This is a genomic window from Bifidobacterium sp. W8103 (assembly GCF_016100775.1).
Taxonomy (GTDB): domain Bacteria; phylum Actinomycetota; class Actinomycetes; order Actinomycetales; family Bifidobacteriaceae; genus Bombiscardovia; species Bombiscardovia choladohabitans.
Window position 1 is genome coordinate 1,453,224 of sequence record NZ_JACFRV010000001.1, and the last position, 25,260, is coordinate 1,478,483.

23 protein-coding genes and 3 tRNA genes are annotated in these 25,260 nt (G+C 61.2%); 18 read left to right on the forward strand and 8 right to left on the reverse strand.

Annotated elements, in window-relative coordinates:
• The first annotated feature begins 25 nt into the window (after positions 1 to 25).
• Positions 26 to 766, forward strand: a complete 741-nt coding sequence (locus H3U90_RS05600) for a phosphoglyceromutase (protein WP_198177360.1) — start codon at positions 26 to 28, stop codon at positions 764 to 766.
• Positions 767 to 957: 191 nt separating this feature from the next.
• Here H3U90_RS05600 and phoU read toward each other — a convergent pair whose 3' ends face one another.
• On the reverse strand, positions 958 to 1,635 hold the full coding sequence (gene phoU / locus H3U90_RS05605) for a phosphate signaling complex protein PhoU (protein WP_198177361.1): 678 nt from the start codon (positions 1,633 to 1,635) through the stop codon (positions 958 to 960).
• 154 nt (positions 1,636 to 1,789) lie between these two features.
• Here phoU and H3U90_RS05610 point away from each other — a divergent pair, with 154 nt between their 5' ends.
• Positions 1,790 to 3,085, forward strand: a complete 1,296-nt coding sequence (locus H3U90_RS05610) for a sensor histidine kinase (protein WP_232341301.1) — start codon at positions 1,790 to 1,792, stop codon at positions 3,083 to 3,085.
• Here the strand turns inward: H3U90_RS05610 and H3U90_RS05615 are convergent.
• Entirely contained in the window at positions 3,018 to 3,305 is a 288-nt protein-coding gene (locus tag H3U90_RS05615; RefSeq protein WP_198177362.1) for a DUF2530 domain-containing protein, read from the reverse strand. The two genes, H3U90_RS05610 and H3U90_RS05615, sit on opposite strands and share 68 nt — an antisense overlap.
• A 139-nt stretch (positions 3,306 to 3,444) precedes the next feature.
• Between H3U90_RS05615 and manA the strand changes: the two genes are divergently transcribed.
• From manA to H3U90_RS05635, 4 genes are all read left to right on the forward strand, one after another.
• Positions 3,445 to 4,830, forward strand: a complete 1,386-nt coding sequence (manA, locus tag H3U90_RS05620; RefSeq protein WP_198177363.1) for a mannose-6-phosphate isomerase, class I — start codon at positions 3,445 to 3,447, stop codon at positions 4,828 to 4,830.
• A gap of 293 nt (positions 4,831 to 5,123) precedes the next feature.
• On the forward strand, positions 5,124 to 6,035 hold the full coding sequence (locus H3U90_RS05625; protein WP_198177364.1) for a CHAP domain-containing protein: 912 nt from the start codon (positions 5,124 to 5,126) through the stop codon (positions 6,033 to 6,035).
• Positions 6,036 to 6,117: 82 nt separating this feature from the next.
• Positions 6,118 to 6,861: a C40 family peptidase gene (locus tag H3U90_RS05630; RefSeq protein WP_198177365.1), complete on the forward strand. Its 744-nt coding sequence runs from the start codon at positions 6,118 to 6,120 to the stop codon at positions 6,859 to 6,861.
• 170 nt (positions 6,862 to 7,031) lie between these two features.
• Positions 7,032 to 8,078, forward strand: a complete 1,047-nt coding sequence (locus H3U90_RS05635; protein WP_198177366.1) for a universal stress protein — start codon at positions 7,032 to 7,034, stop codon at positions 8,076 to 8,078.
• A gap of 67 nt (positions 8,079 to 8,145) precedes the next feature.
• Here H3U90_RS05635 and H3U90_RS05640 read toward each other — a convergent pair whose 3' ends face one another.
• Entirely contained in the window at positions 8,146 to 8,559 is a 414-nt protein-coding gene (locus tag H3U90_RS05640; RefSeq protein ID WP_198177367.1) for an OsmC family protein, read from the reverse strand.
• Between the two features lie 142 nt (positions 8,560 to 8,701).
• On the opposite strand from H3U90_RS05640, the gene H3U90_RS05645 reads away from it, so the two are divergent.
• From H3U90_RS05645 to H3U90_RS05655, 3 genes are all read left to right on the forward strand, one after another.
• Positions 8,702 to 9,577 (forward strand): thymidylate synthase, encoded by an 876-nt coding sequence (locus H3U90_RS05645; RefSeq protein WP_198177368.1) that lies wholly within the window; start codon positions 8,702 to 8,704, stop codon positions 9,575 to 9,577.
• Positions 9,578 to 9,666: 89 nt separating this feature from the next.
• Positions 9,667 to 10,335, forward strand: a complete 669-nt coding sequence (locus tag H3U90_RS05650; RefSeq protein ID WP_198177369.1) for a dihydrofolate reductase — start codon at positions 9,667 to 9,669, stop codon at positions 10,333 to 10,335.
• Positions 10,335 to 10,874 (forward strand): low molecular weight protein-tyrosine-phosphatase, encoded by a 540-nt coding sequence (locus H3U90_RS05655; RefSeq protein WP_198177370.1) that lies wholly within the window; start codon positions 10,335 to 10,337, stop codon positions 10,872 to 10,874. Before H3U90_RS05650 ends, H3U90_RS05655 begins: the two co-directional genes overlap by 1 nt.
• Before the next feature lie 67 nt (positions 10,875 to 10,941).
• Here H3U90_RS05655 and H3U90_RS05660 read toward each other — a convergent pair.
• The 3 genes from H3U90_RS05660 to galE form a co-directional block, all read right to left on the reverse strand.
• A tRNA-Phe gene (locus H3U90_RS05660) sits at positions 10,942 to 11,017 on the reverse strand.
• A 47-nt stretch (positions 11,018 to 11,064) separates the two neighbouring features.
• A tRNA-Asp gene (locus tag H3U90_RS05665) sits at positions 11,065 to 11,138 on the reverse strand.
• Between the two features lie 72 nt (positions 11,139 to 11,210).
• Positions 11,211 to 12,221, reverse strand: a complete 1,011-nt coding sequence (galE, locus tag H3U90_RS05670; protein WP_198177371.1) for a UDP-glucose 4-epimerase GalE — start codon at positions 12,219 to 12,221, stop codon at positions 11,211 to 11,213.
• Between the two features lie 148 nt (positions 12,222 to 12,369).
• Between galE and trmB the strand changes: the two genes are divergently transcribed.
• The 4 genes from trmB to H3U90_RS05690 all read left to right on the forward strand — a co-directional run bounded on the left by trmB (position 12,370) and on the right by H3U90_RS05690 (position 17,334).
• Positions 12,370 to 13,182, forward strand: a complete 813-nt coding sequence (trmB, locus tag H3U90_RS05675; RefSeq protein ID WP_198177372.1) for a tRNA (guanosine(46)-N7)-methyltransferase TrmB — start codon at positions 12,370 to 12,372, stop codon at positions 13,180 to 13,182.
• Positions 13,183 to 13,224: 42 nt separating this feature from the next.
• Positions 13,225 to 15,246: an elongation factor G gene (locus H3U90_RS05680; protein WP_198177373.1), complete on the forward strand. Its 2,022-nt coding sequence runs from the start codon at positions 13,225 to 13,227 to the stop codon at positions 15,244 to 15,246.
• A gap of 111 nt (positions 15,247 to 15,357) precedes the next feature.
• A complete protein-coding gene (locus H3U90_RS05685; protein WP_198177374.1) occupies positions 15,358 to 15,744 on the forward strand; it encodes a VOC family protein in 387 nt (128 codons plus the stop codon).
• A gap of 66 nt (positions 15,745 to 15,810) precedes the next feature.
• The gene (locus H3U90_RS05690; protein WP_415873743.1) at positions 15,811 to 17,334 is read left to right on the forward strand and encodes a xylulokinase; all 1,524 of its coding nucleotides are present in this window, start codon (positions 15,811 to 15,813) and stop codon (positions 17,332 to 17,334) included.
• A gap of 95 nt (positions 17,335 to 17,429) precedes the next feature.
• On the opposite strand, the gene H3U90_RS05695 is transcribed toward H3U90_RS05690, so the two are convergent.
• Positions 17,430 to 17,501 (reverse strand) — tRNA-Glu (locus H3U90_RS05695).
• A 60-nt stretch (positions 17,502 to 17,561) separates the two neighbouring features.
• A complete protein-coding gene (locus H3U90_RS05700; RefSeq protein ID WP_045935657.1) occupies positions 17,562 to 18,455 on the reverse strand; it encodes a glycosyltransferase in 894 nt (297 codons plus the stop codon).
• Between the two features lie 90 nt (positions 18,456 to 18,545).
• On the opposite strand from H3U90_RS05700, the gene H3U90_RS05705 reads away from it, so the two are divergent.
• The 5 genes from H3U90_RS05705 (at position 18,546) to dacB (ending at position 25,257) form a co-directional block, all read left to right on the forward strand.
• The gene (locus H3U90_RS05705; protein WP_198177376.1) at positions 18,546 to 19,985 is read left to right on the forward strand and encodes an AI-2E family transporter; all 1,440 of its coding nucleotides are present in this window, start codon (positions 18,546 to 18,548) and stop codon (positions 19,983 to 19,985) included.
• On the forward strand, positions 19,985 to 21,211 hold the full coding sequence (locus H3U90_RS05710) for a glycosyltransferase family 2 protein (protein ID WP_045935655.1): 1,227 nt from the start codon (positions 19,985 to 19,987) through the stop codon (positions 21,209 to 21,211). The genes H3U90_RS05705 and H3U90_RS05710 overlap by 1 nt, the downstream gene beginning before the upstream one ends.
• A 34-nt stretch (positions 21,212 to 21,245) precedes the next feature.
• The gene (locus tag H3U90_RS05715) at positions 21,246 to 22,091 is read left to right on the forward strand and encodes an ABC transporter ATP-binding protein (protein WP_198177377.1); all 846 of its coding nucleotides are present in this window, start codon (positions 21,246 to 21,248) and stop codon (positions 22,089 to 22,091) included.
• Positions 22,088 to 23,719: a hypothetical protein gene (locus H3U90_RS05720; RefSeq protein ID WP_198177378.1), complete on the forward strand. Its 1,632-nt coding sequence runs from the start codon at positions 22,088 to 22,090 to the stop codon at positions 23,717 to 23,719. The genes H3U90_RS05715 and H3U90_RS05720 overlap by 4 nt, the downstream gene beginning before the upstream one ends.
• Positions 23,720 to 23,829: 110 nt before the next feature.
• Positions 23,830 to 25,257 carry a D-alanyl-D-alanine carboxypeptidase/D-alanyl-D-alanine endopeptidase gene (gene dacB, locus H3U90_RS05725; protein WP_198177379.1) on the forward strand — a complete coding sequence of 476 codons (1,428 nt, stop codon included), beginning with the start codon at positions 23,830 to 23,832 and terminating at the stop codon, positions 25,255 to 25,257.
• The last annotated feature ends 3 nt before the right edge of the window (positions 25,258 to 25,260 follow it).

Sequence of the window (25,260 nt, forward strand, 5' to 3'; positions counted from 1 at the left end):
CCTCTTAGGTCTTAGAATTTTGACTATGACCTACAAACTAGTATTGCTCAGGCACGGCCAGAGCGCATGGAACAACACCAATCAGTTCACCGGCTGGGTGGACGTCCCGCTGACCGAGCAGGGCGAGCAGGAGGCCCGCAGGGGCGGCAAGCTGCTCAAGGATAAGGGTGTTCTGCCGGACATCGTCTTTACCTCACTGCTGCGCCGCGCCATCAACACCGCCAACATCGCCTTGGACGAGGCTGACCGCCTTTGGATCCCGGTCAAGCGCGACTGGAGGCTGAACGAGCGTCACTACGGAGCACTGCAGGGCAAGAACAAGACCGAGATCCGTGAGAAGTACGGCGACGAGAAGTTCATGCTCTGGCGTCGCTCCTACGCCACCCCGCCGCCCGAGATCGACCCTGACGACGAATACTCGCAGTCCCATGATCCTCGGTATGCCGGAGCCCCCGTGCCCCGTGCCGAGGCACTGGCCAACGTGGTCAAGCGCGTCACCCCTTACTGGGAGAGCGATATTGTCCCGGAGCTCAAGACCGGCAAGACCGTCCTGATCGCCGCCCACGGCAACTCCTTGAGGGCCATCGTCAAGATGCTCGACAACCTGACTGAGGACGAGATCGCCAAGGTCAACATCCCCACGGCCATTCCCCTGGTCTACGAGCTGGATGAGGACTTCAAGCCCATCAAGCCCCGCGGCGAGTACCTGGATCCGGAGGCAGCCGCCGCCGGTGCTGCTGCTGTGGCGGCCCAGGGCCAGAAGTGAGATCCTCCGGATTGATTCATCCGATGATGTGAATCGGACATTTGGATGCAGAGCATCCAAGCTGATTGGGCGGTGTCTTCTCTTATGCGGAAGGCACCGCCTTTCATATTCATTCCTGGCGGTCGGAGAAGTAAAAAATGGCCCGTCCCCCGACCAATTGTCGGGTGACGAGCCGCACAGTTGCTGCCCGTTCAGTCCAGATCGAGGTCGAGGTCCTTGGGATCCTTGGAGGGGTCGAAGCCTGAGACGATATAGACCACGCGCCGGGCCGCCGAAACGCCATGGTCGCCCAGACGCTCCATGAACCGCGCCACCAGGACCAGGTCGATCAGTTGCTGCCTGGTTCCCTTCCAGTCGTCTGAGAGCGCGTAGCCGAATGTCTGCTGGTGGAGCTTGTCCATCTGGTCATCGCTGACGATGATCTGCTCTGCTATGGTCGTGTCCCTGTCGGAGAGCATCTCGACCAGACGATCGGCCATGACGTCCAGAAAGTCCTGCATCTGCTTGAACAGGGGGATGACCTCCTCGGGCAGGGTCGGTTCGGGGTAGGAGCGCCTTGCCGTCTCGGCGATGTGCCTGGCCAGGTCTCCCATGCGTTCAAAGGTGGCTGACAGGCTCAGCGTGGAGACCACCACCCGCAAATCGGTGGCCACGGGGCTCTGCTTGGCCAGGAGCCTGATGCATTGATCGATGATGCTGGCCTGTAGGTTGTCTATATCGGCATCCCCATCGATGACTTCCTGGGCCGTCTCTACATCGCTGTCCATCAGGGAACGCCCGGCTTTTTTGATGGCATCGCGGACCTTGGCGGCCATCCGATCGAGATCGTCGGCCACCAGCCCCAGCTCTTCGTTGAAAATCACGCGCATTGTTCTTCCCTTTCGGCCTCGGTCAACGATATGACTCCAGTCTATGTGACCAGGATGGCAAGAAAAAGCCAGAACCGAAGAATGTCGGGCCATTGAAGCCAATCAATGTCGGATATGCGAGAATAAAGCCGGAACTGCCGATAAGACTTGGTTGATGTCGCAGCGTCCGGAGTCGGCGCCGGACTGGAGGGAAGTCCTTATGAGACGGTTCATGGACCGCCTACGCAGCCTTATGGGCAACCGGAGCAAGGATGGTGGACAGGCCGATGGCGAGGCTTTGGAGGGACCGACCCAGGCCTTGCTGGCGCTTATCCCCGCCGCCACGGTTGTGGTCGATGGCGATGACGAAGTCGTTCGTTCCAGCCCGGATGCCTACAGGCTGGGAATCGTCAGCAACGACGAGATCTCCAATCCGAAGATCATCGAAGCCATCGCACAGGTGCGCCGCTCGGGCGGTCGACGCAGCTTTAATCTGATCACGCGAACGCCAACTGAATTCGCCTTGGATGCCGCGGCTGAGAGCACGGAATCCGATGATTGGGAGATTGACCAGACCGAGGATCCCGGGGATGCGACCCGTGTCCAGGCCCAGGCGGTGTCCAGAAGGAACTGGCTCAAGATCACCCTGGGTCGCATCGACCGGTCCTTGGTGGTGGTGCTTATCGATGATGTGAGCGATTCGGTCAGGTTCGTTCGGACCAGGGATGCTTTCATGACCAATGTATCCGAACAGATGCTCAAGCCGGTCCAGGCCCTGGAGGAGTTGGCGGCGCAGCTGAAAACCACTTCCCATCTGGAGGGTGATGATCCGGATCTGCTTCGCAGCCACCTGCGCAGCGTCTCCAAGGATGCCTCCTCGGTCCAGCGTTACAGTGCCTATCTGGGGCATGTTCTCAAGGATCTCCTTCTGCTGATACGGGCTCAGGAGCGGATCAGACCCAGCAGGGAGAACGTGCTTGATGTGGCTGAACAGATACGTGCAGTGGTGCAGGGGGAGCAGGATAGAGCCGACCAGGCTCATGTGACCCTGCGGTGGCGATGCGACCAGCCGCTGACGATTCATGGCGACGGGCAGCAGATCAGAGTGGCCCTGGCCAAGTTGGTGGAGAACGCCATCTCCTATTCGTCTTCAGGCTCTACAGTCTCCCTGGTGGCACAGGCCTCCAAGGATGGGCACTACGGAATCATCAGGGTGGTCGATCACGGCCGAGGCATATCCAAGGCCGACCAGGGCAGGATCTTCGAGCGTTTCTACCGCGCCGACAACCAGAGCGAGGAGACTGCCGTGGGCATTGGCCTGGGACTGGCCATCGTCAAGCATGTGGCCCTGACCCACCATGGCTCGGTCACGGTCTGGAGTGCGCCGGGAGAGGGGAGCACATTTACGCTGATGCTTCCTCTGGCTCAGGGTCCGGTTGCTGGGCAAGGCGGCGATAATCCCAGCGATTGAAATGCTCCCAGATCATCAGCAGGATGCCCACGCCTATCCCGGACAGGCAGACAATCAGAGGCTTGGTGACCGTCATTCCGGTCAGGGCCAGAATGCCCACCACGGCCAGGGCCAGAATCCAGGCGCCAGTGCCGAGCAGGAAGATGCGTCGCAGGTCCACCTGCACGGGCCGAGGCGATGGCCTTCGGGCATCCGGGTCGAAAATGGGAGCCAGCTTCATACCCCCACTGTACCGTTTGCAATGACATGCGGTGACCCCCACGCCTTGCCCAGGCTTCGGCCCGTGTCATATTATGACGGAGATTGGTGGGTTCGTATGCACCGGCCCATGGAGGGATTTCCCGTGGAAAGGGGAGTGCGTGTATCCGATCCAAGCTGTGGAGAAGCACTACGCCTGGGGCTCACATGACCGACTGCAGCGCATGTTCCATTTGCATGAGCCGGAGGGATGCCAGGGGGATACCTTGGCGGAGATGTGGTTCAGCGGGCACACCGAATCCCCCTCGCCCCTGACCCTGCCCGACGGCTCGCTCATGCCGCTGACCGAGGCCATACGCCGCAATCCCATGGCCATGCTGGGGGAGCGTGACTCCCGTCTCTTCGGTCCCACCCTGCCCTACCTGTTCAAGATCATCTCGGCCCGCATTCCCCTGTCCCTGCAGGTGCATCCGCTGGATTTCGAGGCCCGTGCCGGTTTCAACCGTGAGAATGCCCTGGGGGTGCCTGACGACGATCCCAGCCGCTCCTTTCACGACAGTCTGGCCAAGAACGAGATGGTGGTGGCCCTGGAGCCCTTCCAGGCCTGTGTAGGCTTCGCGACCATCTCCACGCAGCTGACCCTCCTGCGCGCCGTGGATCACCCCCTGGCCGAGCTGATGACCGAGGCGCTGACCGCCCGCACCTTCCACCTAGGGGTCCCTCCGGCCCGCTTCGCTTCGGCGGATGCCATGATGCCGGTCTCCTCCTTGATCTGGCCGGATTCCCGCCGACGTATCTTCCGGGCCTTCCACGCCGCCGTGACTGCCGAGCCAGAGGCGGCCCGAGGCCTGGAGGAAGCCTTGGAGGCTGCTGCCGGGCGGCTGCGTTCCAGGCGGGCGGGATCTGTGTTGGACCATGCCCTGTGTGCGGCCCGGGCCTTTCCGGATGACCCCGCCGTGCTCTGCTTGCTCATGCTCAATCCCGTGGACCTGGAGGAAGGTGATTCTGTCTATATCCCCGCCGGGACTCCTCATGCATACATCCATGGCACTGCGGCAGAGATCATGACCAACTCCGACAATGTGCTCAGGGCCGGCATGACCCCCAAGCATCGGGACATTCCCAACCTCCTGCGCAGCCTGGACTGCCAGCCTTCAGCCCCCATCGATCCGTCCAGCTCCATGATCGCCACCCTGATCATGCACAATATGGTGACCTACCGGCCCAAGATCAACGAGTACATGCTGGTCTACGGGCATGTGGAGGAGGGTGGCGCCACCTGGCCCCTGCTCAACAGGCTTCAGCAGCGCTATGGGGATCTGATAGAGCGTCTGGGGCCTCGCCACCTGATGATTCCCCGCAGGGGACCGCGCATCATCGTCTGCACTGATGGGCGGATCCGTTGTGCGGCCGCCGACCAATCCTGCCTGCTGGACCAGGGACAGGCCCTCTTCATTCCCTCCGAGGATGGTCGTGTCGACATCACCATGCCTGAAGATTCCGACGAGGCTGGCGGGTCCTTCCTCCTGGCTTCGACCCCGGTTTGACTTCGTGTGAGCCTGGTTCGCTCAGGGTGGACCAGGCGGGGTTCAAAACCGGGGGACACGCCGTGGCGGTCGGCACGCATGCCGGTTTGCTCATGTCCGCCTCATGTCCGTATAATCCTAGCGTATTCCGTGGTTGTCGAAGATGAGCGACCACCGAAGCCATGCTTGAGTACACCAGTATGGACAATCCAGGTTATTTGGCCCGGGTTCTCACTTGCGTTATGGTGTTCCCTTGTGATGGTTCGTGATACGGCACGAAAGTCGCGTCGGAACATAAACGGGAGTGATTCTAGATGAAGCATGCTGCGCACAGGGCTTCGGCCAAGCGAGGCGCAGGTGTCGGCAGTTGGTCGACCGGCCGATCGTCAGGCGTAACCCAGGCAGAGGGCATTGAGGGTCTTGATGATGCCCTGGCGGCCAAGCTCAACGAGGTGGCCCCTCGAACCCGTCGTTCCATTCGTCTGGCGGCCAAGGCCTCAGCCCGTCGCTCCCACATCATGACCGGTTCGGCCCTGACTGTCCTGGTCGGTGCTGCCGCTTCCTCTATGGCGGTCAATCAGGCTCGCAACGACTGGTCCCTGCCTTTGGCCGACAGTGTCGCAATCAATTTGGTCACCCCCTCCTCCTCTGCCGGCTCCTCTGACGCAAATGGTGGTGCAAGGGTCTCCCGCTCTGATTACCGTCAGCCCCTGCCGACGGCTTCTCAACGCAATGAGGGCAGCTGGGAGCTGGGCGAATCCGAACTCGATGCCGGACAGATGTCCAAATCCCTGGCCAACAATCCGGTCGTGGCTGTGCTGATGGATGCCAACCGATCGGTCCTGCCTTCAGGGTTCAATCCCAACCATGCCACTGGGGATGCGGGCAATGTCTACGAGTTCAGCCAGTGCACCTGGTGGGCCTACGTCCGGCGTCACCAGCTGGGTTTGCCGGTGGGCTCACACATGGGCAATGCCAAGGATTGGTCCGGCTCTGCCCGTTCCCTGGGCTATTGGGTGGACAACACGCCGCGCAATGTCGGCGATATCGTGGTCTTCCAGGCCGGCCAGGAGGGTTCGGATTCCACCTACGGCCATGTGGCCATCGTCGAGAAGATCAATCCCGACGGCTCCATCGTCACCTCAGAATGTGGTGCAGTCATGAACGGAAAGACCTACTCTCGCACCCTGTCCAATGTGCACGCTTTCAGCTACATCCACTACTGAATCCGGTACTGATTCCTGGCTGTGCGGATCATATCCGTATATAGCTGGTTCTTGTTCCCGATACGTGATAGAATTGTGTCCGATGAAAAAAACACGCAAGTATGTGAGCATGATGGCAGCTGCCACAATCTGTGGCATGCTTTCCATCGGTATACCCGCCGTGGCCCAGGCCAGTGACGGCAGTGAAGCCGTAGTTACTTCGTCGCGTTCATTCACCCCCGGCAGCAAGGTGCGTGCCGACCTGTTGACCGAGTCGACGGCTACCACCGTCGAAAAGGACAGCAGCTGGGGTGGCATTGAGTCTTTGAACGTTCCTGCCACCAAGTCTCAGGCCGAGAAGGATGCTGAAGCCAGGGCCCAGCAGGCCCAGGAGCAGGCGCAGGAGCAGGCCCAGGTTGCATCATCCAGCCGGCGTCAGTCCGCACAGCAGGTCAGTCGTTCGGCTGCTCGCGCCAGCACCACCAGCACAGTCGTTGATGCGCCGGTCTCCGGCACGGGTGCCGATGTGGTCAACTACGCCCTTCAGTTCCAGGGGATTCCTTATGTGTTTGGCGGGACCGATCCAGCCAAGGGCTTCGATTGCTCTGGATTCACCCAGTATGTGTTCGCCCACTTCGGCATCAGCCTGCCCCGCACGGCCGATGCGCAACGTTCAGTGGGTGTACCGGTCACGGATCCTGCTCCTGGCGACCTGCTGGTGACCTCTGATGGTAGTCATGTGGGCATTTATGTCGGCGGTGGCCGCATGATTCATGCCCCGCGTCCCGGTCGGACCGTAACAGTTCAGAAGCTTTATCGGGATTTCGAGTATCGTCGTCTGGTCTAAGGCATAGTTGTTATGCAGGTTCAACGCCCCTACGGGGGCGTTTTGCATATTCAGCGTCGAAGTTCCTCGCGTGTTGGCCCTTGTCAACTTATTGATCAGGACTGCATGCGATATTCTGACAGAAAGAGCGATGTCGGTTTGTCATCGCCAAGTTTAAAGGAGGTCGTCGGATGAGCAACGACAAGGCTGTTCTGGTAGGCGTCGATGGCTCGGACGCCAGCTACAAGGCGGCGTGGTGGGCCGCCAACTACGCTAAGCATGCAGGGTTGACCCTGCAAATCGTCTGCGCATATTCCCTTCCCTCGTATGCGGCCGTCTCCTTCGATGCGACCTACACCACCATGGGAGACGACGTTGCGGCTCACAACGACGCCCAGGAGATTCTCTCCAAGGCCAAGGCCATCGCCGATGAGCAAGGTGTCGGTGCAGCCACACTGATTGTGACAGGGGATCCTTCATCGGTCTTCGTGGAACTGAGCCGCAACTACCGGTTGATTGTCATCGGAAACCGGGGCAAGGGCGGCCTGGCTGAGCGTTTGCTGGGCACCACAAGCTCCAGCCTGCCCGCCTATGCCTACTGCCCTATCGTGGTCGTTCCTTATACCGACGACGACGGCAAACTGATGCATCTGAGCAACGACATCAAGCGGGTCGCCGTGGGTTCCGACGAGTCCAAGTGGGGGCTCAAGGCCCTGCAGATCGCCGCCGCCTTCGCCGACAGCTGGAATGCAGAACTGGATGTCATGTCGGCTGTGCCCAATATCTCCGGACTGACCGGCACGGGTTCGGCCGAGGAGCGCAGCGTCATGGACTCCTACCTGGATGACCTCAATACCCGAATCACTCCGCTCATGAAGACCTATCCCGATCTGCGCATCAACAAGACCGTGGTGCCGGGGTCGGCTGTGGAGGCCCTGACCCAGGCCAGCAAGACACACGACGTGGTTGTGGTCGGCTCGCGTGGCCGCGGCGGCTTCACCGGACTCTTGCTGGGATCGACCAGCCAGGGGCTCCTGCAGCATGCCGTCAGTCCTGTCTATGTGGTGCCGCGCAAGTACGTGGAGGCCGAGGAGTCCGGGCTCAAGGCTGCAGCCGAAGCTGCCGAAAGCACTGACGTGGCTGAGATCACCGGCGTGGAGCAGGTCTCTGTGGATTCGGCCAAGCCCGAGCAGCTGGCTGACCTGGAGTCGACCATCGACCCCGAACACAAGGAGTAAGGGCAATGTGCGGGGACCCACGAAGTTCCATGAACCTCGGGGTCCCCGCCCCTTCACTGTTGTCGGATCAGTGGCGAACCTTGACGGAGATCCTTACCGGGGTCTCCCGCTGATAGGTGTGTGCCACGGTGCAGGACTTGGCGATATGGCGACGGACCCGCTCCTCCAGCTTGTCTGCATCATCCTGGGCCAGCCTGGCCGAAGTGGCATCGACGTCCACCTGCTCGTCGAAGCTCAGGTAAGCGTCATCGTCGGCGTCATAGGTGCCGTCCACCACGATTTTCGCCCCCTTGCCCTTGCCCAGGGCGCTCTCCACGGCGAATTGACTGGAAAGGGCTCCGCAGGCGGCCAGAGCGATCTTCATCAGGTCGCCGGGGTTGAACTGATCCTCGCCCTTGCCGAAGGTGATGTGGGCACCGTTGTCGCCATAGGCGTTCCAGGTGCCGTCCTCGTCGCGTTCGACCCAAAGTCTCTTGCCCATCTGTTCCTCCTTGTCCACACCCGGCTGGGTGCGTCATTCGGATCCGACCCTGTGGCCGGACCTGCTCCTCCAATCTAACCCGGACTCGGCGATTCGTCACCGGGGCGCGCTCAGCTGACCGAGGACTTGATAGTATGGCCGCATGGCCTTGACTTCCGAAGAACTGCAACGCATCCGTACACGCATCCCCGAGCGTCCCAACTCTGACATCCCCACCCCCTACGAGGACCTGGTGCGCACCATCCTGCGCGAGGGCACCCTGAAGTCCGACAGGACGGGCACAGGGACCATATCCCTGTTCGGGCGGCAGATGCGCTTCGACCTGTCGCATTCCTTCCCGTTGATCACCACCAAGAAGGTCTACTTCCGCGGCATCGCCTACGAGCTGCTTTGGTTCCTGAAGGGATCGCAGAATGTGCGTTGGCTGCAGGAGAACCGCGTGCATATCTGGGATGAATGGGCCGACCCGGAAACCGGGGATCTGGGTCCGGTCTATGGGGTCCAGTGGCGCAGCTGGCCCGCTCCGACCCCAGAGGACCCCCATCACACCATCGACCAGATCGCCAAGGTGCTGGATCTGATACGCACCCACCCGGACTCCCGTCGAATGCTCGTCACCGCTTGGAATCCAGCCCAGATTGACAGCATGGCCCTGCCGCCCTGTCATGCGCTCTTCCAGTTCTATGTGGCCGATGGCAGGCTGAGTTGCCAGCTCTATCAGCGCTCCTGCGACATGTTCCTGGGGGTGCCTTTCAACATCGCCTCCTACGCCCTGCTGACCCTGATGATGGCCCAGCAGGCAGGCCTTGAGCCTGGGGAGTTCGTCTGGACCGGCGGCGACTGCCACATCTACGACAACCATGTGGAGCAGGTTCTGGAGCAGCTGTCGCGCAAGCCTTACCCTTACCCGACCATGCGCATCCGCAAGGCCGACTCCATCTTCTCCTATCAGTACGAAGACTTCGAGGTGGTGGACTATCAATGCCACCCCGCCATCAAGGCCCCTGTGGCGGTCTGATGGTGCGCTGAGCCTAATACGGGCACCGTCGGATCCGAAGATTAGAATGTACTCGTATATCTACTCACTATGAGGAGTGAACACAACAGATGGAGCATGACAATAGTCGAAGCGGCTATCACGAACCCGAGCCCGGTCAGGCCGGGCTTCTAGGCGATGAGGAATGGCGGCATCAGGAAGAAGAGATAGGCCGCCGCTCATCGGTGAATATGATCTGGGCGCAGGCACGGGCCACCGACGGCCGGCGCGGCGCCATCGGTTACCACAATGCCCTGCCCTGGCATCTGAGTGAGGACATGCGGCATTTCAAGGAGCTGACCGTATCCCATCCTGTCATCATGGGGCGGCGGACCTGGGTCTCCATGGGGGAGCGGCCCCTGCCCAAGAGGGACAACATCATTCTGTCCAGTGACCCAGGGTTCCGGGCACCAGGCGCCACTGTGGTATCCGCGGCCGATGATGCCCTGGAGCTGGCCAGGCAGGAAGCCATTCCCGACGATGGGATGGATCGTAGTGAAATCTGGGTCATCGGCGGTGCGGGGGTCTTCAGTACCTTCTTTCCGCTGGCTGATGCAGCCTACGTGACCGACCTGGACCTGCAGACTCCGGCCGACGTCTTTGTGCCCGATATGGAGGAGCTGGTCAGCAAGCGGTTCTGGCAGGTGCGCGACAAGACCCAGTGGATGACCCCTGCCAAACCGGACCAGGCGGCCGCCATCCCGCGGTTCCGGTACGTCACCTTTGGGAAGGTACGTTGATGGGCCAGGATTCTGAAGGAAAGGCCTTGCAGGGTCCCTACAACGTCATGACCGTCTGCACCGGCAACATCTGCCGGTCACCAATGGCTGAGGTCATCCTGCGCAAGTTCTTCCAAGATCGCGGACTGGATGAGGATCGGGTCAGAGTGGAATCCAGTGGGGTCAGCGACGAGGAGTTCGGCAACCCTATAGATCGGCGTGCCCAGAAGGTTCTGCGCGAGCGGGGCTATGAGGTGCCGGTTGACCACTTCGCCCACCGGATCACCCGGGAGGAGGCCGAAGACGCCGACCTGCTGCTGCCCATGACGGCCGACCATATGCGCGCCTTGCTGCGTCTGCTGCCCTCAGGCAAGCGATCCGCCGTACATCTGTACCGTAGCTTCGACCCGGATCTGCCCAGGCCGGCGCCGGGCCGGGAGAGCCAAATCGACCTGGTGGACCCCTGGTATGGTGGCCCCCATGAGTTCGAGGTGGCCATCGATCAGATCGAGCACACCGCGCCATACATCGTCGACTGGGTGGTGCGTCAACTGTCCTGAACGATGGATGAATGGCAAATATCAATTAAGCCCCTGGATTCCTCACGAATCTCAGGGGCTTAATGGCTGGTGGCTCCGAGCGGGATCGAACCGTTGACCTAGCGATTTTCAGTCGCTCGCTCTACCAACTGAGCTACAGAGCCATGAACAGTCGAAAAGACCCGGACAAACCGGGCCAGACCATTCCCAGCGACTCCGGCCGGACTTGAACCGGTGACCTCCGCCGTGACAGGGCGGCGCTCTAACCAACTGAGCTACGGAGCCGAGGCTGCTCGAACAGCCAAGAGGAAAGTTTACATGAGCGCCGGAGGAATGCAAGCCCCGGCGCGTCGCTGCCTAGTCCTGCTGCTGCCAGCCATCGGTGTCGATGTGGTGGGCGGGGTTGGCCTGCCATGCCTTCCAAGCTGATTCGACGATCTCTTCGACGCCATACTTGGCATGCCAGCCCATCTCGGTGTTGATCCGGGTGGGGTCGCCGATCAGGTGCGGCGGGTCGCCGGCGCGGCGGGGCTTGATGGCCTCGGTGAAGGGCAGACCCGTCACTTTCTTGACCTCGTTCACGATCTGGCGAACGGATGTGCCCTGGCCAGTGCCTACGTTGAAGGCATCGTAGCGGCGTTGGTCGCGGTCCAGATAGTCCAGGGCGGCGATGTGGGCGTCTGCCAGATCGGAGACGTGGATGTAGTCGCGCACGCAGGTGCCGTCGGGGGTGGGGTAATCGTCGCCGAAGATGGCGGGTGCCTTGCCCTGCCGCAGCCTGTCGAAGAGCATGGGGATCAGGTTGAGGACAGCCGGGTCCTCCAGGCTGACCGGCCCGCAGCCGGCCACGTTGAAGTAGCGCAGGGCGCAGAAGCGGATGCCGTAAGGCTGCTCGCAGGCCCGGGCCATCCACTCGCCGACCAACTTGGTCTGGCCGTAGGGGTTGATGGGGACCATGGGCTGCACATCCTCGGGGACCACGTCGACCGGAGGCTCGCCGTAGGTTGCTGCCGAGCTGGAGAAGACCAGCTTCTTGGCATCGGTCTTTGCCATGGCCGACAGGACGTTGATCATGCCGTTCAGGTTCTGCCGGTAGTACCAGATGGGCTTCTCCACCGACTCGCCCACCTGCTTGCGGGCTGCGAAGTGGATGACCGAGTCGACCTTGTTCTCCTTGATGATCTCAGCCAGACGCTGGTCGGCCCCCGGTGCGGCCACGTCGGCGCCGTAGAGACGGGCATCGCCGATCCGGCTGGGCTTGCCATAACTCAGGTCGTCGACCACGACGACCTCCTTGCCGGCCTCCTGCAGGGCGTGGACCACATGGGCGCCGATGTATCCGCAGCCGCCTGTAACCAAAACTGACATCTGCATGCCTTTCCTGTCGAAACCGGACGTACGAGCTTGTTCGGTTTTGCAATCTTTTGTTGTTTTTTGTTCTAGATTGAGTATATCACGGGCACATGTGACTCTTGTACCCGCTTGTATCCGCTTCCTAGGATATATATGAGCTGTGATGAGTGCAGAAAGACAGAGCAAGGCCCCCATGAGGTCAATCGTCTCCTATGTGAGGCGGTCCGAGAAGCTGAACGACCGGCTGGCGAGGGCTTGGGCTCAGTATTCCCCCAGATACCTGCTCGATTTGGGCCAGGCTGAGGGTTCATTGACGGTTGCCGGGGATCTGCGTTGTGATGCTGCAATGGTCAGGTCGGCTTGGGGACGGGATGCGCCGCTGATCGTCGAGATCGGATCCGGCCAGGGGGAGAACGTCGTGGCCAGCGCCCGGGAGCACCCCGATCGGAACTACCTGGCCCTGGAGGTCTATCAGCCGGGGTTGGCCCATACCATGCTGATGGCCGGTAAATCCGACCTGCATAATCTGCGGCTTGCCCAGGTCAACGCCCCGGACCTTCTGGCCCGGATGGATCCTGGACTGATCAAGGAAGTCTGGACCTTCTTCCCCGACCCCTGGCCCAAGATGAAGCACCACAAGCGTCGTCTGGTCCAGCCGGCTCTGGCTGGAGATCTGGCGAAGTGCTTGGTGCAAGGCGGCATCTGGCGAATCGCAACCGACATCGAGGATTATGCCCTGCATGTGCATGAGGTGATGGATGGCAATCCGAAATTCACAAACCTGGGCACTTTGCCAGTCAGTCTGCCCACCCGGCATGTCGGCAAGGGGACGGCTGATCAGGCCAAATCCCTGCCTCATGCCATGTTCATGGAGTCGGAGCGGTTCGAAGGCAGAATCGTAACCAACTTCGAGCGCAAGGGGATTCGGGCCGGCCGGGCCATTCACGACCTGACTTATCAGGTTTCGGCAGACTGACCGTAGAGTTGCGCATAGGCATGAAGAGCGAGGGAGGCCCCGATGGTCAAGAGGATAGTGGTGGGGATGCTGGCCCATGTGGACGCCGGCAAGACCACGCTCTCGGAGGCCATGCTCTACCGGGGAGGGGAAATTCGCCGTCTGGGCAGGGTGGACCATGGCGATGCCTATCTGGACACCAACGATCTGGAGCGGCAGCGGGGCATCACCATCTTCTCCAAGCCAGCCCGGCTGACCTATCACGATGTCGACCTGACCCTCATCGATACACCCGGCCATGTGGATTTCTCGGCCGAGATGGAGCGGGTCCTGTCGGTCTTGGATTATGCCCTTCTGGTCGTCGATGCCACAGCTGGATTGGAGGGGTATGTCGACACGCTCTGGCGACTTCTGGCACGCTACGGGGTACCCACCTTCATTTTCGTCAACAAGTTGGATGCCCCTGGAGCTGATGCCTCCCGCATTCTTGAAAGCTGCAAGCAGCGGTGGTCTCCAGGCTGCTTCGATTTGAGCCGTGGACTTGAACATGGCGATATGGAGGATGTGGCCCTGCTTGACGAGGATGTCATGGACGAGTACCTCAAGACCGAGGATATATCGGATGAGAGTCTGGCAAGGCTGGTCGTAGGTCGCCGTCTCTTCCCATGTTTCCTTGGGTCTGCCCTGCGCCTGGACGGGGTCGACGCCCTCCTGGAGGGGCTGGGGCGGTACACCCTTTCGCCTGTGTACGACAAGCAGTTCGGCGCAAGAGTGTTTAAGGTGTCGCATGATGACAAGGGTGCCAGGTTGACCTGGCTCAAGGTGACCGGTGGCGACCTGCCGGTCAAATCCTCTTTGACCACCGGACTGCGTCATGGAGATGGCGCCGGCAAAGCGTCGGGTTCTGTTGCGGAGGCGTACGGGACAGCCGGAGATATGGGGAGGAACGGACACGTTGAGACCAGGGAGACGGTTGATCAGCTTCGTGTCTATTCGGGAGCTTCTTACACGTTGACGGACTGCGCCCAGGCCGGAAGCATCGTGGCGGCAACCGGCCTTGACCTGACACGTCCGGGGCAGGGGCTTGGGTGCGAGCGGAAGGACCTGATTCCTGTACTGGAGCCGGTGCTGTCCTATGCAGTGGCTGCCGAAGGGGTGGACCCGCACCACTTGTTGAGCGCCTTGCGCATCCTGGAGGATGAGGATCCCCTCCTGCATGTGGTCTGGCAGGAACGGCTCCAGGAGATCCACCTACGTATCATGGGCCAGGTTCAGTTGGAGGTGATTCAGGAGGAGTTGGAGCGGCGGTTCGGCATGCAGGTCTCCTTCAGCCAGGGCGGGATTCTCTATAGGGAGACCATTGCTGCCCCCGTCGAAGGAGTCGGACATTTCGAGCCCCTCCGCCACTACGCCGAAGTTCACCTGCTCCTGGAACCTACGGAGCCGGGCAGCGGTCTCAGTTTTGCGTCGACATGCAGTCTGGATCGCCTGGAAGGGAACTGGCAGCGGCTCATCATGACCCACCTGGCGGAGAAGGAGCATCTGGGCGTTCTGACGGGGTCGCCCATCACCGATATGCGCATCACCCTGCTGGACGGCCGCGGGCATATCAAGCACACCGAAGGCGGGGACTTCCGCCAGGCCACCTACCGGGCCGTCCGGCAGGGGCTGATGAAAGCCCGCAATATTCTGCTGGAGCCCTGGTACCATTTCAGACTCACCATTCCTCAGGGGAATTTGGGCAGGGCCATGTCGGACATCTACCGGATGAAGGGCGGTTTCTCGGAGCCGCAGGCAGACGGGGATACTGTCGAACTGGAAGGGGATGCGCCGGTATCACAGATGCGTGATTATGCCATCGAGGTCAGCACCTACACTCATGGCCGTGGACATCTGACCTGTTTCTTCAACGGGTATCGTCCCTGCCAGGACCAGGATGTTCTTGTGGATTCCATCGGTTACGACCCCGAGTCCGACCTGGAGAACACACCTGACTCGGTCTTCTGTGCCCATGGAGCAGGATATCCGGTCAAATGGAACAAGGTGGAGGACTTCATGCACCTGCCCGGCGGCCAGTACATCTGAAATATAGCCTTGAGGGTTGCGTTCGGCGATCCTCGGCATCGAGCGGCACGAGGGAAGATCATTCCGGGTGGTCTGCCCTCATTGGTTGATGATTCACCTAGAATTACGGGCATGATCGATCATCTGACGCTGAAGGTTCGGGAGATCCAGGCTTCCATCGATTTCTACAGCAAAGCCCTGGCGCCATTGGGGTACGTGGCCAAGGCCCACCATGAGCCCACCATTGGGTTCGGTGCAGAGGATGATGGGGCCCACTCGGACTTTTATCTGACACCGAGCGAGGACGGGGCCGGCTCGCCGGTGACCCACATAGCTTTCAGGGCCGCCGATGCTGCAATGGTGGATGCCTTCTACAGGGAGGCGCTCGCTGCCGGTGGCCGTGACAATGGTGCTCCAGGGCTGCGAGATTATCATCCCGGGTACTATTCGGCTTTCGTCTTGGACCCGGACGGGAACAATGTCGAAGCAGTGGTGGACTGGTCAGGAGCCCAGGGGTAACTGTGTCGGTCCACATACGGGATCATGCCAACCTTCGGAAAGTCGGGAAAGCCTAGGATGGCCGGTATGACCTATACAGCCGCATTTGACGTGGGGACCACGCAGGTCAAGGCCGTTCTTGTGGATGACCAGGGTTCTGTCAGGGCGTGTGCATCCAGCGGTCTCCTGCCGATTGACACAGGTGACGGGCGTATCGAACAGAATCCCGAGGATTGGTTGCAGGCCTTCATCGAGGTGTCCCGTGACCTTTTGGCCAGGGCCGGGCGGAGCATCAAGCACTTCAGGAGCGACCAGGTCACCGGCATCATCATGAGTGGGCAGATGCAGGACCTGATCGCCCTGGATGCACAGGGGCAGCCAGTCGGGCCGGCGATCCTGTATGCGGACGGCAGGGCTCAAGAAGAGTCTGCTGAGCTGACTGAAACCTATGGGGCTGAATCCTTCCGCGCCCACGTGGGCAACCCGTGCGATGGGTCCCTGCCTGTATCCAAGCTGATGTGGATGTCCAGACATCAGCCGGACCGGTATGCCCAGGTTCGCCATGTGCTCATCGATGCCAAGGATTATCTGATTTGGTGGCTGACCGGTGTCTATTGCGGCGATGTGACGGCCTGTTCGACGGCAGGTGCCATGGATCTGCGCTCGCGGACGTGGAGAAGGGACATCCTGGAGGCAGCAGGCGTGGATGCCGCGATCTTCCCGGAACTCCATTGGCCATGGGAAGGCGTTGGCACCAGCACGCCGGGCGCATCCGCTGCCACGGGGTTTGCTCCGGGAACCACGGTCTTCGCGGGAATGGGGGATACCGGGGCATCCACCTTGGCCGGCGGGGTGTTCCATCCTGGTCAGTTCAATATCAATTTGGGCACATCCGGGTGGATTGCCACAGTGACGGACCGGGCTGTAACTGACCGCCCTGGAATGGTCAATCTGGCCTATCTGGGTACAGACAGCATCATCAACACGGTGCCATTCCTCAATGCAGGCAACGTGCATGCTTGGGCCACTGGAGTCTTTGCGGGGGGCGGTCCGACCGAGGGCGACGACGACCCCTATCGACGCATGGGGCACTTGTTGGAATCCAGCCCGGCGGGAGCGCGTGGTGTGATTTGCCTGCCCTATCTGGTGGGGGAGCGCTTCCCGATGATGAACCCCTCGATCCGCGGAGCCTATATCGGTATTTCTTCCGAGACCGAGGCCTGCGATCTTGCCCGAGCGGCGCTGGAGGGCGTGTCCTATTCGATTCGCCAGGGGCTTGACCTGATGGGCACGCCTATCGAACGCGTCACTCTGATTGGTGGTGGCACCCGTGAACCCCAGTGGTGCCAGATGCTGGCGGATATCCTTGACGCGACCGTTCAGGTGCTTGACGATGCCCATCTCATGCCTGCAGTGGCCCTGGCAGAGCTGGTCTCCGTTGGCAAACGGACAGGTTCGTCTTCCCGGCCCGATCTGCAGGCCTTGGAGGAGCTGGTGGAAGCGAATCTTGTTGGACGGGTCTATTCACCTGACGACGCAAACCGCCATGTGTACGATGCCGGTTACAACCGGTTCCGGCGGTTATATCCGGCTTTGGATTCCCTCCGGTAGGTGCCCATCAGATGCAGTTGTCGCTCGTGGCTGGCGAGGACGATTCAGGCTGGCCTAATGATGGCAACAGGTTTGATTGCTTTCGCAGTGATTTGTACCCCCGGAGAGAGTCGAACTCTCGCTGTCAGATTGAAAGTCTGGTGTCCTAACCGTTAGACGACGGGGGCGAACGTGCCCATGATACCCGCCCCCTATGGACCAGGCAAGCCTGGTGTGCCGTCCGCAGGTCAGTGGTCCTCCTGGTCCAGCTCCTGGTCGCGTCGGTGGAAGAGCTCCATCTGTTCGCGGATCCAGACACGTTCCGCAGGGTTGATGTCGGCGGATTCCAGGTACTTCTGGTAGACGGGGTAGAAGGCTCGAAGGATCGGGTAGATGGCGTAGAGGGTGTGTTCGGGCTTCTGCTCCCTGGTGTGCTGCGGGTGGGCGTCGAAGGTGTTCTTGAAGCGCTGCATGTAGTGGCGGAAGGATGTGAAGGAAGTGTCCATCCGGCGGGCGCTGATGCCCACGTTCATGTCCTTGCAGTAGACCGTCTTGAACCCTTGGTCGATCAGGTGCAGGGAGATATCGACATCCTCGTGCATGATGTCCTCCTTGTCCCTGCAGACCTGGTTGCGTATGGCTCGCCAGGCCGTGGCGCGCAGGGCCATGTTGGAGCCGTAGAGCAGGTATTGCCCGTCATCGGCCCGGTAGATGGCCCGGCGGATGGTATTGTCGCCCTTGAGCCCGATCTTCTTGCCTGGCATGTCATAGTAGGCCACTGGACCGGTGGCGCCCATGGCCTTGGGGTCTCTGGTGAAGATGCCGGAGACCACCTCGACCCAGTTGGGTCGCAGCATGCAGTCGGCGTCGATCCGGCCCAGCACGTCGCCGGTGGCCCGGTCAAGTCCGTAATTGCGGGTGGGGATCAGCCCCTGTTCGCTGTCCTGGTGGAGGAGCTTGACATGCTGGTCAGGGTGCTGGTCGATGAATTGCTGGACGATGGAGGCCGTTGCGTCCGTGGAGTGGTTGTCGACTACCAGCACCTCCTTGGGTGCCTGGCTCTGCCTGGTGGCGTTCAGGAGGCAGTCTTCAATGCGTTCTTCCTCATTCCAGGCGGGTATGACTATGGAAACGGTCAACATACCCATTAGGATACGTGTGCCCGGATACACTGTCGGCTCAACCTGCGTCCCATGCCCCGCCATGTCAGCCATCTTGGGATAATGGAACATATGGCCAACGAGCAAAAGCAGCGCTTCGATTTCGCGACGGTCTTCCCGCCCAAGGGGGATCCGCGCCGACCTCCGGAATGGTTCGGCCGCGCCCTCCTCTACGTGGTCATAGCCGTCTTCCTGGCCTGGTTCGCCTACTCCTCCTGGTGGAAGATCGAATTCCTTGTTCTGGACGTGGTGATCGCCATCTTCGTCTCCCTGGCCATGGAGCCCCTGGTGCTCAGGCTGGTCAAGCATGGCTGGCGGCGGGGAGCGGCTTCGGCGGTCACCCTGATAGGCCTGATCATTATTGTGATCGTCCTCCTGGGCATGTTCGGCAATCTGCTGGTCCAGCAGGTCATCGGCATGGCCAACGGCTTGCCGGCCCTCTATGAGCAGGTGGCGGAATTCATCGCCAGCCGCACCCCCTGGCACCTGCCGGCCATGCAGGATCTGGGCGGGGAGATCGTCAAGAACATCCAGACATCCTGGGTGACTGACTTCGCCGGGCAGGCCTTGACCACGACCGTGGGTCTGGCAGGGTCCTTCATCAATATCATGACCGTTCTGCTGGTCATCTACTACATCTCCGCTGCAGGCCCCAAGCTGCGCCGCAGCCTCTGCCAGTGGCTGGCCCCCAGGAGCCAGCGCCGCTTCCTCTTCGTCTGGACCATCGCCCAGGACCAGATCTCCAGCTTCCTGTTCAGCAGGACCATCCTGGCGCTCATCTCCGCGGCCTGTATGTCGGTTTTCCTGGTCATTCTCAAGGTGCCCTACTGGCTGCCGCTGGCCCTCTTCTGCGGGCTGGTCTCCCAGTTCGTGCCCACCATCGGCACATACATAGGCGGGGCCGTTCCCATAGTGGTGGCCTGGGGGAGCCGTGGACTGCTGATGGCTGTTATTGTGCTGGTCTACATCATCATCTACCAGCAGATCGAAAACATGATCCTGGCCCCCAAGATCTCCCAGCGGACCATGGACCTCAACCCGGCCATCGCCTTCCTCTCCGTACTGGCACTGGGCGCGGTCTTCGGCGCCTTGGGCGCCTTCCTGGCCCTGCCTCTGGCGGCCAGCTTCCAGGCCATCTTCTCGGCTTCGGTCAAGCATTACGAGCTGATTGACTCACCGCTTATGCAGGATCCCAAGCCGGTCGGCAAGTCCAAGGTGGTCGAGGGTGTCGAGGCCTTCAACGAGCACGTGGTCCAGCCGGTGGCCAGCCACGTGGGCAGCCGGTCCGCCAAGGGGAGCAGCGCCAGGGTTCGAGTGGAGGACCCTGTCATGACCATTGCCAGCCAGCTCTATCCGACATCCTCGCCGACGGCCAAGGATCTGGACGAGTCGGTTACGGTGCCCATACCCAAGTCGGCATCGGCTCCGGTAAAGCACAGGCCGCTCAAGGGTACCGAGACCGGGGACGAGGCCTCCGAGGGGGAGGACAACCCCCGCAAGGAGTGGCGCTGATGGCTCTGCTCAAAGTACTGGACGTTCTGATGCTGCTGCTGGGTGGAGTGGGCATCGTCTACCAGGCCATCTGCATCGTCATCTCCTTCGTCTCCAAGCCGGTGGTCTTTCCCGAGGCTCCCTTCGACAAGCGGTTCGCCGTCCTTATTTCCGCCCGCAACGAGGAGAACGTGGTCGGTCATCTGATCAACTCCATCAAGGAGCAGACCTATCCATTCTCCATGGTCGACATATGGCTGGTGGCCGACAACTGCACCGACAACACAGCCGGGCTGGCCAGATCCCTCGGCTGTCACGTGGTCGAGCGGCAGGACCCGGACCGGGTGGGCAAGGGCTACGCTCTGACTTTCCTGCTGGAGCAGATACTCGATCGGGGTCTAGACTCCCGCTACGACGCCTACTTCGTCTTCGACGCGGACAACATCCTGGACCGTCATTACATAGAAGAGATGAACAAGGCCTTCCAGTCCGGCTTCCGCATACTGACTAGCTACCGGAACTCGGTAAACTTCTCGGACAACTGGGTCTCTTCGGGCTCGGCCCTATGGTTCATCCGCGAATCCCGGTTCCTCAACACCTCAAGGATGGTCATCGGCTCCAGCTGCCATGTGGGCGGCACCGGGTTCATGTTCTCCAGGGAGGTTATGGAGCGCAACAACGGTTGGAAGTTCCATCTGCTGACCGAGGATCTGGAGTTCACCATGGACTCGGTTCTGCATGGCGAGCGCATCGGCTATTGCGGCACCGCCATCCTCTATGACGAGCAGCCGGTCACCTTCAAGCAGAGCTGGCGGCAGCGGCTGCGCTGGAGCAAGGGCTTCCTTCAGGTCTTCCGCTACTATGGGCCTGCCCTGATCTCCCGGGCCTTCCGTGAGCGCGACTTCTCGGCCGTTGATCTGACCATCCTGATCTGTCCCCTGACGGTCCTGGGCCTGGTCCGCTGTTTCTTCGGGCTGCTCTTCCCGGCTCTGGGTTTTGTGACCTGGACCAGCCAGGTGACCACCCTGATCGATGGCATAGCGGCCGGGATTCTGGGCCTCCTGGCCATGATGGGTCTGGCTGCCCTGACCGTGCTGGCCGAGCGGGACAAGATCGGCGCATCGAACAAGGAGCTTTTCGCCTACTGCCTGAGCTTCCCCATCTTCATGCTCAGCTACGTGCCCATCTCCTTCCAGGCCATTTTCGCCAATCCGGGATGGAAGCCCATCGAGCACTCGGGGCATTAAGGCCGGTCATTCCTCGAATGCTAGACTTAAGGCCATGTCCGATGAAGCGCAACCAACCAGCATGACCGCCCGGACGGCAGTGGTTCCTCCGCCAGATCCGCAGGCGGCGGTTTCTATCCGCGCCTTGGTCAAGTGCTACCAGGGTCGGCCAGCTGTCAACGCCCTCTCTGTGGACATTCCCAGGGGGTCCTTCTACGGGATCGTCGGCCCCAATGGCGCAGGGAAGACCACCACGCTGAATATGATGACCGGACTTCTGGTGCCCGACTCCGGCAATGTCATGATTCTGGGCAGGGACGTGTGGTCGGACGTGGATACGGCCAAGCGGGTCATCGGCGTCATGCCCCAGGCCGATCAGATCTTCGACAGGCTGACGGGTCTGCAACTGCTGGTCTACTCGGGCATGCTTCGACGGATGCCGCGCAATGAGGCCCTGGGCCGGGCCAGGGACCTGCTGGAGGCCTTCGACCTGACTGATGCCGGCGGCAAGCGGGTCTGCGATTATTCATCGGGCATGACCAAGAAGATCTGCCTGGCTACGGCCATGATTCATTCCCCCAGGCTTCTGGTGCTGGACGAGCCCTTTGAATCGGTCGACCCGGTCTCCAGCGCCAATCTCAAGGACATTCTGGCCGAGTATGTCGATACCGGAGGGACGGTGGTCATTTCCTCCCATGTCATGGCCTTGGTGGAGCGGATGTGCACCCATGTGGCCATCATCGACCATGGTCTGGTTCGGGCTGATGGCACGGTGGCCCAGGTCGCTGCCGGCGAGGATCTGGAGGATCGCTTCCTGGAGCTTGTCGGCGGCCGTCATCAGGCTAAGCGAATCGCCTGGCTGAACGGCTCCGGGTCCGAGGAAGACCAGGGGACGCAATGAGCATGGCAGCCACCATCATCGCCATGCGTTGGTCCATCACCTGGGGCACAATCAAGCACTCCTCCTGGCAGGTGGTCGGGGCCATCATCAGCCTGCTCATGGCCATAGCCATCTGCCTGGCCTCGTGGCAGGCTGCGCTGACGCTGGGGGACTGGCTGCCCAGTGCCGGTCCGGGCGACCGGCAGCGTATGGGATCCATATTGGTCCTGTTCCTGGCCGGACTGACTCTGGGAGTGATCCTGATTCAACTGGCCTTTCTGGGCCAGGGGTCGAACCTGAGCCCTTCGCGATTCGTCCTTTACGGGATTCCTGACAGCCAGCTGCAAGTGGGGCTCTACCTGGCTGGGCTGATTGGGCCTGCGGGATTGACCGGCCTTGTCTGTTTCCTGGCCCTGACAGCCATCTATGCCCGCATGGGTGTCGGAGCCGCAATCGTGGCCTTGATCGCAGCCCTGCTGGCTGTCATGGTGATGCTGGCCTTGTCCCGGGCTGTTTTGGACCTGGTCGGTACCCTGGTGGTCTCCCGGCGCACCCGATCCGGGCTCTACCTGCTGGTCACCATGGTGATCATGCTTTTGTGCATGCTGCCCTCTCTGCTGGACAGCGGGATTACGGATGGCATGGCAGTCGACACTGACTCCCTCAAGTCCGTGGCCGACATACTGGCCTGGACGCCGCTGGGCGCCGCCGTCCGTCTGCCGGAGGATTTCCTTTCGGGATCATGGTGGGCTCTGGTCGGACGTCTGTGTATGGAGCTGGTCACCCTGGCTCTCTGTTCCATGATCGGCATGCTGTGTCTGCGCCATAGCCGTTTGCATGCCGGGGCGAGGACTGAACGGTCGACTGCGCCCAAGGGGCTGGGGATGCTGGGTCGTTCCCGGAACATAGTGGACGCCATGGCTGCGCGATCGCTGATCTATCTTCGTCAGGACCCCCGCAAGCTTGTCAGCTATCCGCTTCTGCTTGTTGTGGTGATTCTGTACGCGATAATCTTCCGCCAGATGCCCATGATGCTATGGCTGGGACCGATTGTGGGCGCCTGGGTGCTGGAGGTTCCCGAGGGCAACGCCCTGGCCTACGATGGGCTCGCCTTGCGCATGGAGATAGCGGCGGGAGTGAAAGGTCGTGAGGACCGGCTCTCCCGTGTCCGCAGCCATCTGAGTGTAGCTCTGCCCTGCATACTCCTGCTTGGGCTGGTGACTTTGGTATTCTCCGGGGCAATGAAGGGCGGACCAGATCTGGTCATCTCCTTGGATATGCTGGCTGCGACCATAGGATTGCTCCTGTCCGGGCTGGGAGTTGCCCAGGTCTTCTCGGCCCTGCTGATCTATCCGGTACCCTCCATGGATCAGCCCTTCACCTCACCACAGGGACGTGCCGTTGCCCAAGGCTTCCTGCCCATGCTGCAGTTGCTGGCCAGCCTGGTGATCATGCTGCCCACCTTCCTGGTGGCATTGCTGGCCATGATCACGGGCGGGATTCTTCCGTCCTGGCTGCCTATGCCGGTCGCACTGGCCAACGGCCTGATTGTGCTTGCCATAGGCGTCGCTTTGGGGTCCCGGATCTTCGATCGTCGACAGTCGGCCATTCTGCTGACACTGGATCGCTATGCCTCTCTGCAGTCCTGAGACGGTGACAGGACCAGTACTAGGCTGATTGGATGATGCCGACCGAGCCGAACTCGGTTGGCGAACACAAGCCAGGGAGTGAGCAATTGGGTGACAGACATCAGCTGCGCATGACACGCCGTCGTCAAACCAAGCGACGCTGGCGGGTGGCCCTGGCAGCGCTTGTGGCTATCATGTTGGTCCTCGGCTATGCATGCATGGACTTGGCCGACCTGGCTCCCGGACCGCTGACCTTGGCCAAGACCAGTCATTCTTCGGTTCCCCCTGCGGTCATGATGGGCGAGCCGCCCACCCTGGTCGCAGACAAGCCCGGGTCTGCAGTGGATGCCGGCCAGGTCCAGCAGCTGGTCAACGCCTTCGCCGGCACGCCGGGCCTGGGCAATGCATACTCGCTGGTCGTGCGGCAGGCTGATGGACGGGTGCTGGCTCAGAAGAACGCCGACCAGGCGCGCCAGCCGGCCTCCACCATGAAGACCTTGACAGCAGCCGCAGCCGCCTCCGTTCTGGACATGTCCTCCCAGCTGGATACCGAGGCTGTTCTGAATTCCTCTGCCTCCTCACAGGCGACGCTGACCCTGCGCGGTCACGGCGATATGCTTCTGGGGGTCGGCGAGGACGATCCCCTGCACGTCAATGGCCGGGCCGGCCTGGGGACCCTGGCCGGGAAGACGGCCCAGGCTCTGCGCCAGCAGGGAATCAGCCGAGTGACCCTGGCCTACCAAGACACGCTCTTCGGCGAGGATCGTGCGCCGAAGGGAATCGAAGCAAACAATGCTGATGGAATCTATTTCCAGGAGCCTGTCGCTATGGCCGTGGATGAGGCCAGACAGGGGCGGAATGAGCCTTTTGCCTATCCGGATGCGGGTGGTGTCTACCTGCCCAGGGTCCAAAATCCGGCAGGAGCCGCTGCGGCAGTCTTTGCCAGCCGCCTGATGGAGTCCGGGATCCAGGTGGACAATGCCCAAGGGCCAGACCGGACCGACCATGCCCAGGGCAAGGTTCTGGCCAGTATCAGCTCGGCACGGCTCAGCGAGATCATGTCGCTGATGCTACGCAACTCCGACAACAGTCTGGCCGAGCTTTTCGGCCGTCTGACCGCTTTGGCCCTGGACATGCCCAACAGCCCGGCCGGGGCTGTGAAAGCCGTGACCAGTACGCTGAACAAGCTGGGCGTAGACACCACAGGCCTCAACATGGCCGACTGCTCGGGGCTGACCCCTGGCTCAAGCCTAAAGGTGGGCACCTTGGCGGACGTCCAGCAGCTGGCCCTGTCCGAGAAGGGGCTGACCCCCCTGGTCAAGGGTCTGTCGGTGGTGGGGCTGACCGGCACGGCAGCCAGGCGGAAAATAGACAATCAGGCCGACGGGCTGATCCGGGTCAAGACCGGTACCTTGGACCATGTGACTTCATTGGCAGGCAATGTGATTCGACGCTCAGGCGGTGTTCTGGTCTTTGCCGTAGTCGTCAACGATCCCGAGGATGTGGCTGCTGCCCGGCATGCTGTGGACACCCTGGTCGGATCCCTGGATCGGCTCTGAGCG

Excerpts from the sequence above, each read along its gene's own strand:
- H3U90_RS05655 (WP_198177370.1), top strand. The coding sequence starts at position 10,335 with ATGGGCCAGGATTCTGAAGGAAAGGCCTTGCAGGGTCCCTACAACGTC.
- H3U90_RS05715 (WP_198177377.1), top strand. The coding sequence starts at position 21,246 with ATGTCCGATGAAGCGCAACCAACCAGCATGACCGCCCGGACGGCAGTG.
- H3U90_RS05690 (WP_415873743.1), top strand. The coding sequence starts at position 15,811 with ATGACCTATACAGCCGCATTTGACGTGGGGACCACGCAGGTCAAGGCC.
- H3U90_RS05720 (WP_198177378.1), top strand. The coding sequence starts at position 22,088 with ATGAGCATGGCAGCCACCATCATCGCCATGCGTTGGTCCATCACCTGG.
- H3U90_RS05640 (WP_198177367.1), bottom strand. The coding sequence starts at position 8,559 with ATGGGCAAGAGACTTTGGGTCGAACGCGACGAGGACGGCACCTGGAAC.
- H3U90_RS05635 (WP_198177366.1), top strand. The coding sequence starts at position 7,032 with ATGAGCAACGACAAGGCTGTTCTGGTAGGCGTCGATGGCTCGGACGCC.
- H3U90_RS05705 (WP_198177376.1), top strand. The coding sequence starts at position 18,546 with ATGGCCAACGAGCAAAAGCAGCGCTTCGATTTCGCGACGGTCTTCCCG.
- dacB (WP_198177379.1), top strand. The coding sequence starts at position 23,830 with ATGACACGCCGTCGTCAAACCAAGCGACGCTGGCGGGTGGCCCTGGCA.
- H3U90_RS05600 (WP_198177360.1), top strand. The coding sequence starts at position 26 with ATGACCTACAAACTAGTATTGCTCAGGCACGGCCAGAGCGCATGGAAC.
- H3U90_RS05680 (WP_198177373.1), top strand. The coding sequence starts at position 13,225 with ATGGTCAAGAGGATAGTGGTGGGGATGCTGGCCCATGTGGACGCCGGC.
- H3U90_RS05610 (WP_232341301.1), top strand. The coding sequence starts at position 1,790 with ATGTCGCAGCGTCCGGAGTCGGCGCCGGACTGGAGGGAAGTCCTTATG.
- H3U90_RS05625 (WP_198177364.1), top strand. The coding sequence starts at position 5,124 with ATGAAGCATGCTGCGCACAGGGCTTCGGCCAAGCGAGGCGCAGGTGTC.
- trmB (WP_198177372.1), top strand. The coding sequence starts at position 12,370 with ATGAGTGCAGAAAGACAGAGCAAGGCCCCCATGAGGTCAATCGTCTCC.
- H3U90_RS05650 (WP_198177369.1), top strand. The coding sequence starts at position 9,667 with ATGGAGCATGACAATAGTCGAAGCGGCTATCACGAACCCGAGCCCGGT.
- H3U90_RS05685 (WP_198177374.1), top strand. The coding sequence starts at position 15,358 with ATGATCGATCATCTGACGCTGAAGGTTCGGGAGATCCAGGCTTCCATC.
- H3U90_RS05630 (WP_198177365.1), top strand. The coding sequence starts at position 6,118 with ATGAAAAAAACACGCAAGTATGTGAGCATGATGGCAGCTGCCACAATC.
- H3U90_RS05710 (WP_045935655.1), top strand. The coding sequence starts at position 19,985 with ATGGCTCTGCTCAAAGTACTGGACGTTCTGATGCTGCTGCTGGGTGGA.
- H3U90_RS05645 (WP_198177368.1), top strand. The coding sequence starts at position 8,702 with ATGGCCTTGACTTCCGAAGAACTGCAACGCATCCGTACACGCATCCCC.
- phoU (WP_198177361.1), bottom strand. The coding sequence starts at position 1,635 with ATGCGCGTGATTTTCAACGAAGAGCTGGGGCTGGTGGCCGACGATCTC.
- H3U90_RS05615 (WP_198177362.1), bottom strand. The coding sequence starts at position 3,305 with ATGAAGCTGGCTCCCATTTTCGACCCGGATGCCCGAAGGCCATCGCCT.
- galE (WP_198177371.1), bottom strand. The coding sequence starts at position 12,221 with ATGTCAGTTTTGGTTACAGGCGGCTGCGGATACATCGGCGCCCATGTG.
- H3U90_RS05700 (WP_045935657.1), bottom strand. The coding sequence starts at position 18,455 with ATGTTGACCGTTTCCATAGTCATACCCGCCTGGAATGAGGAAGAACGC.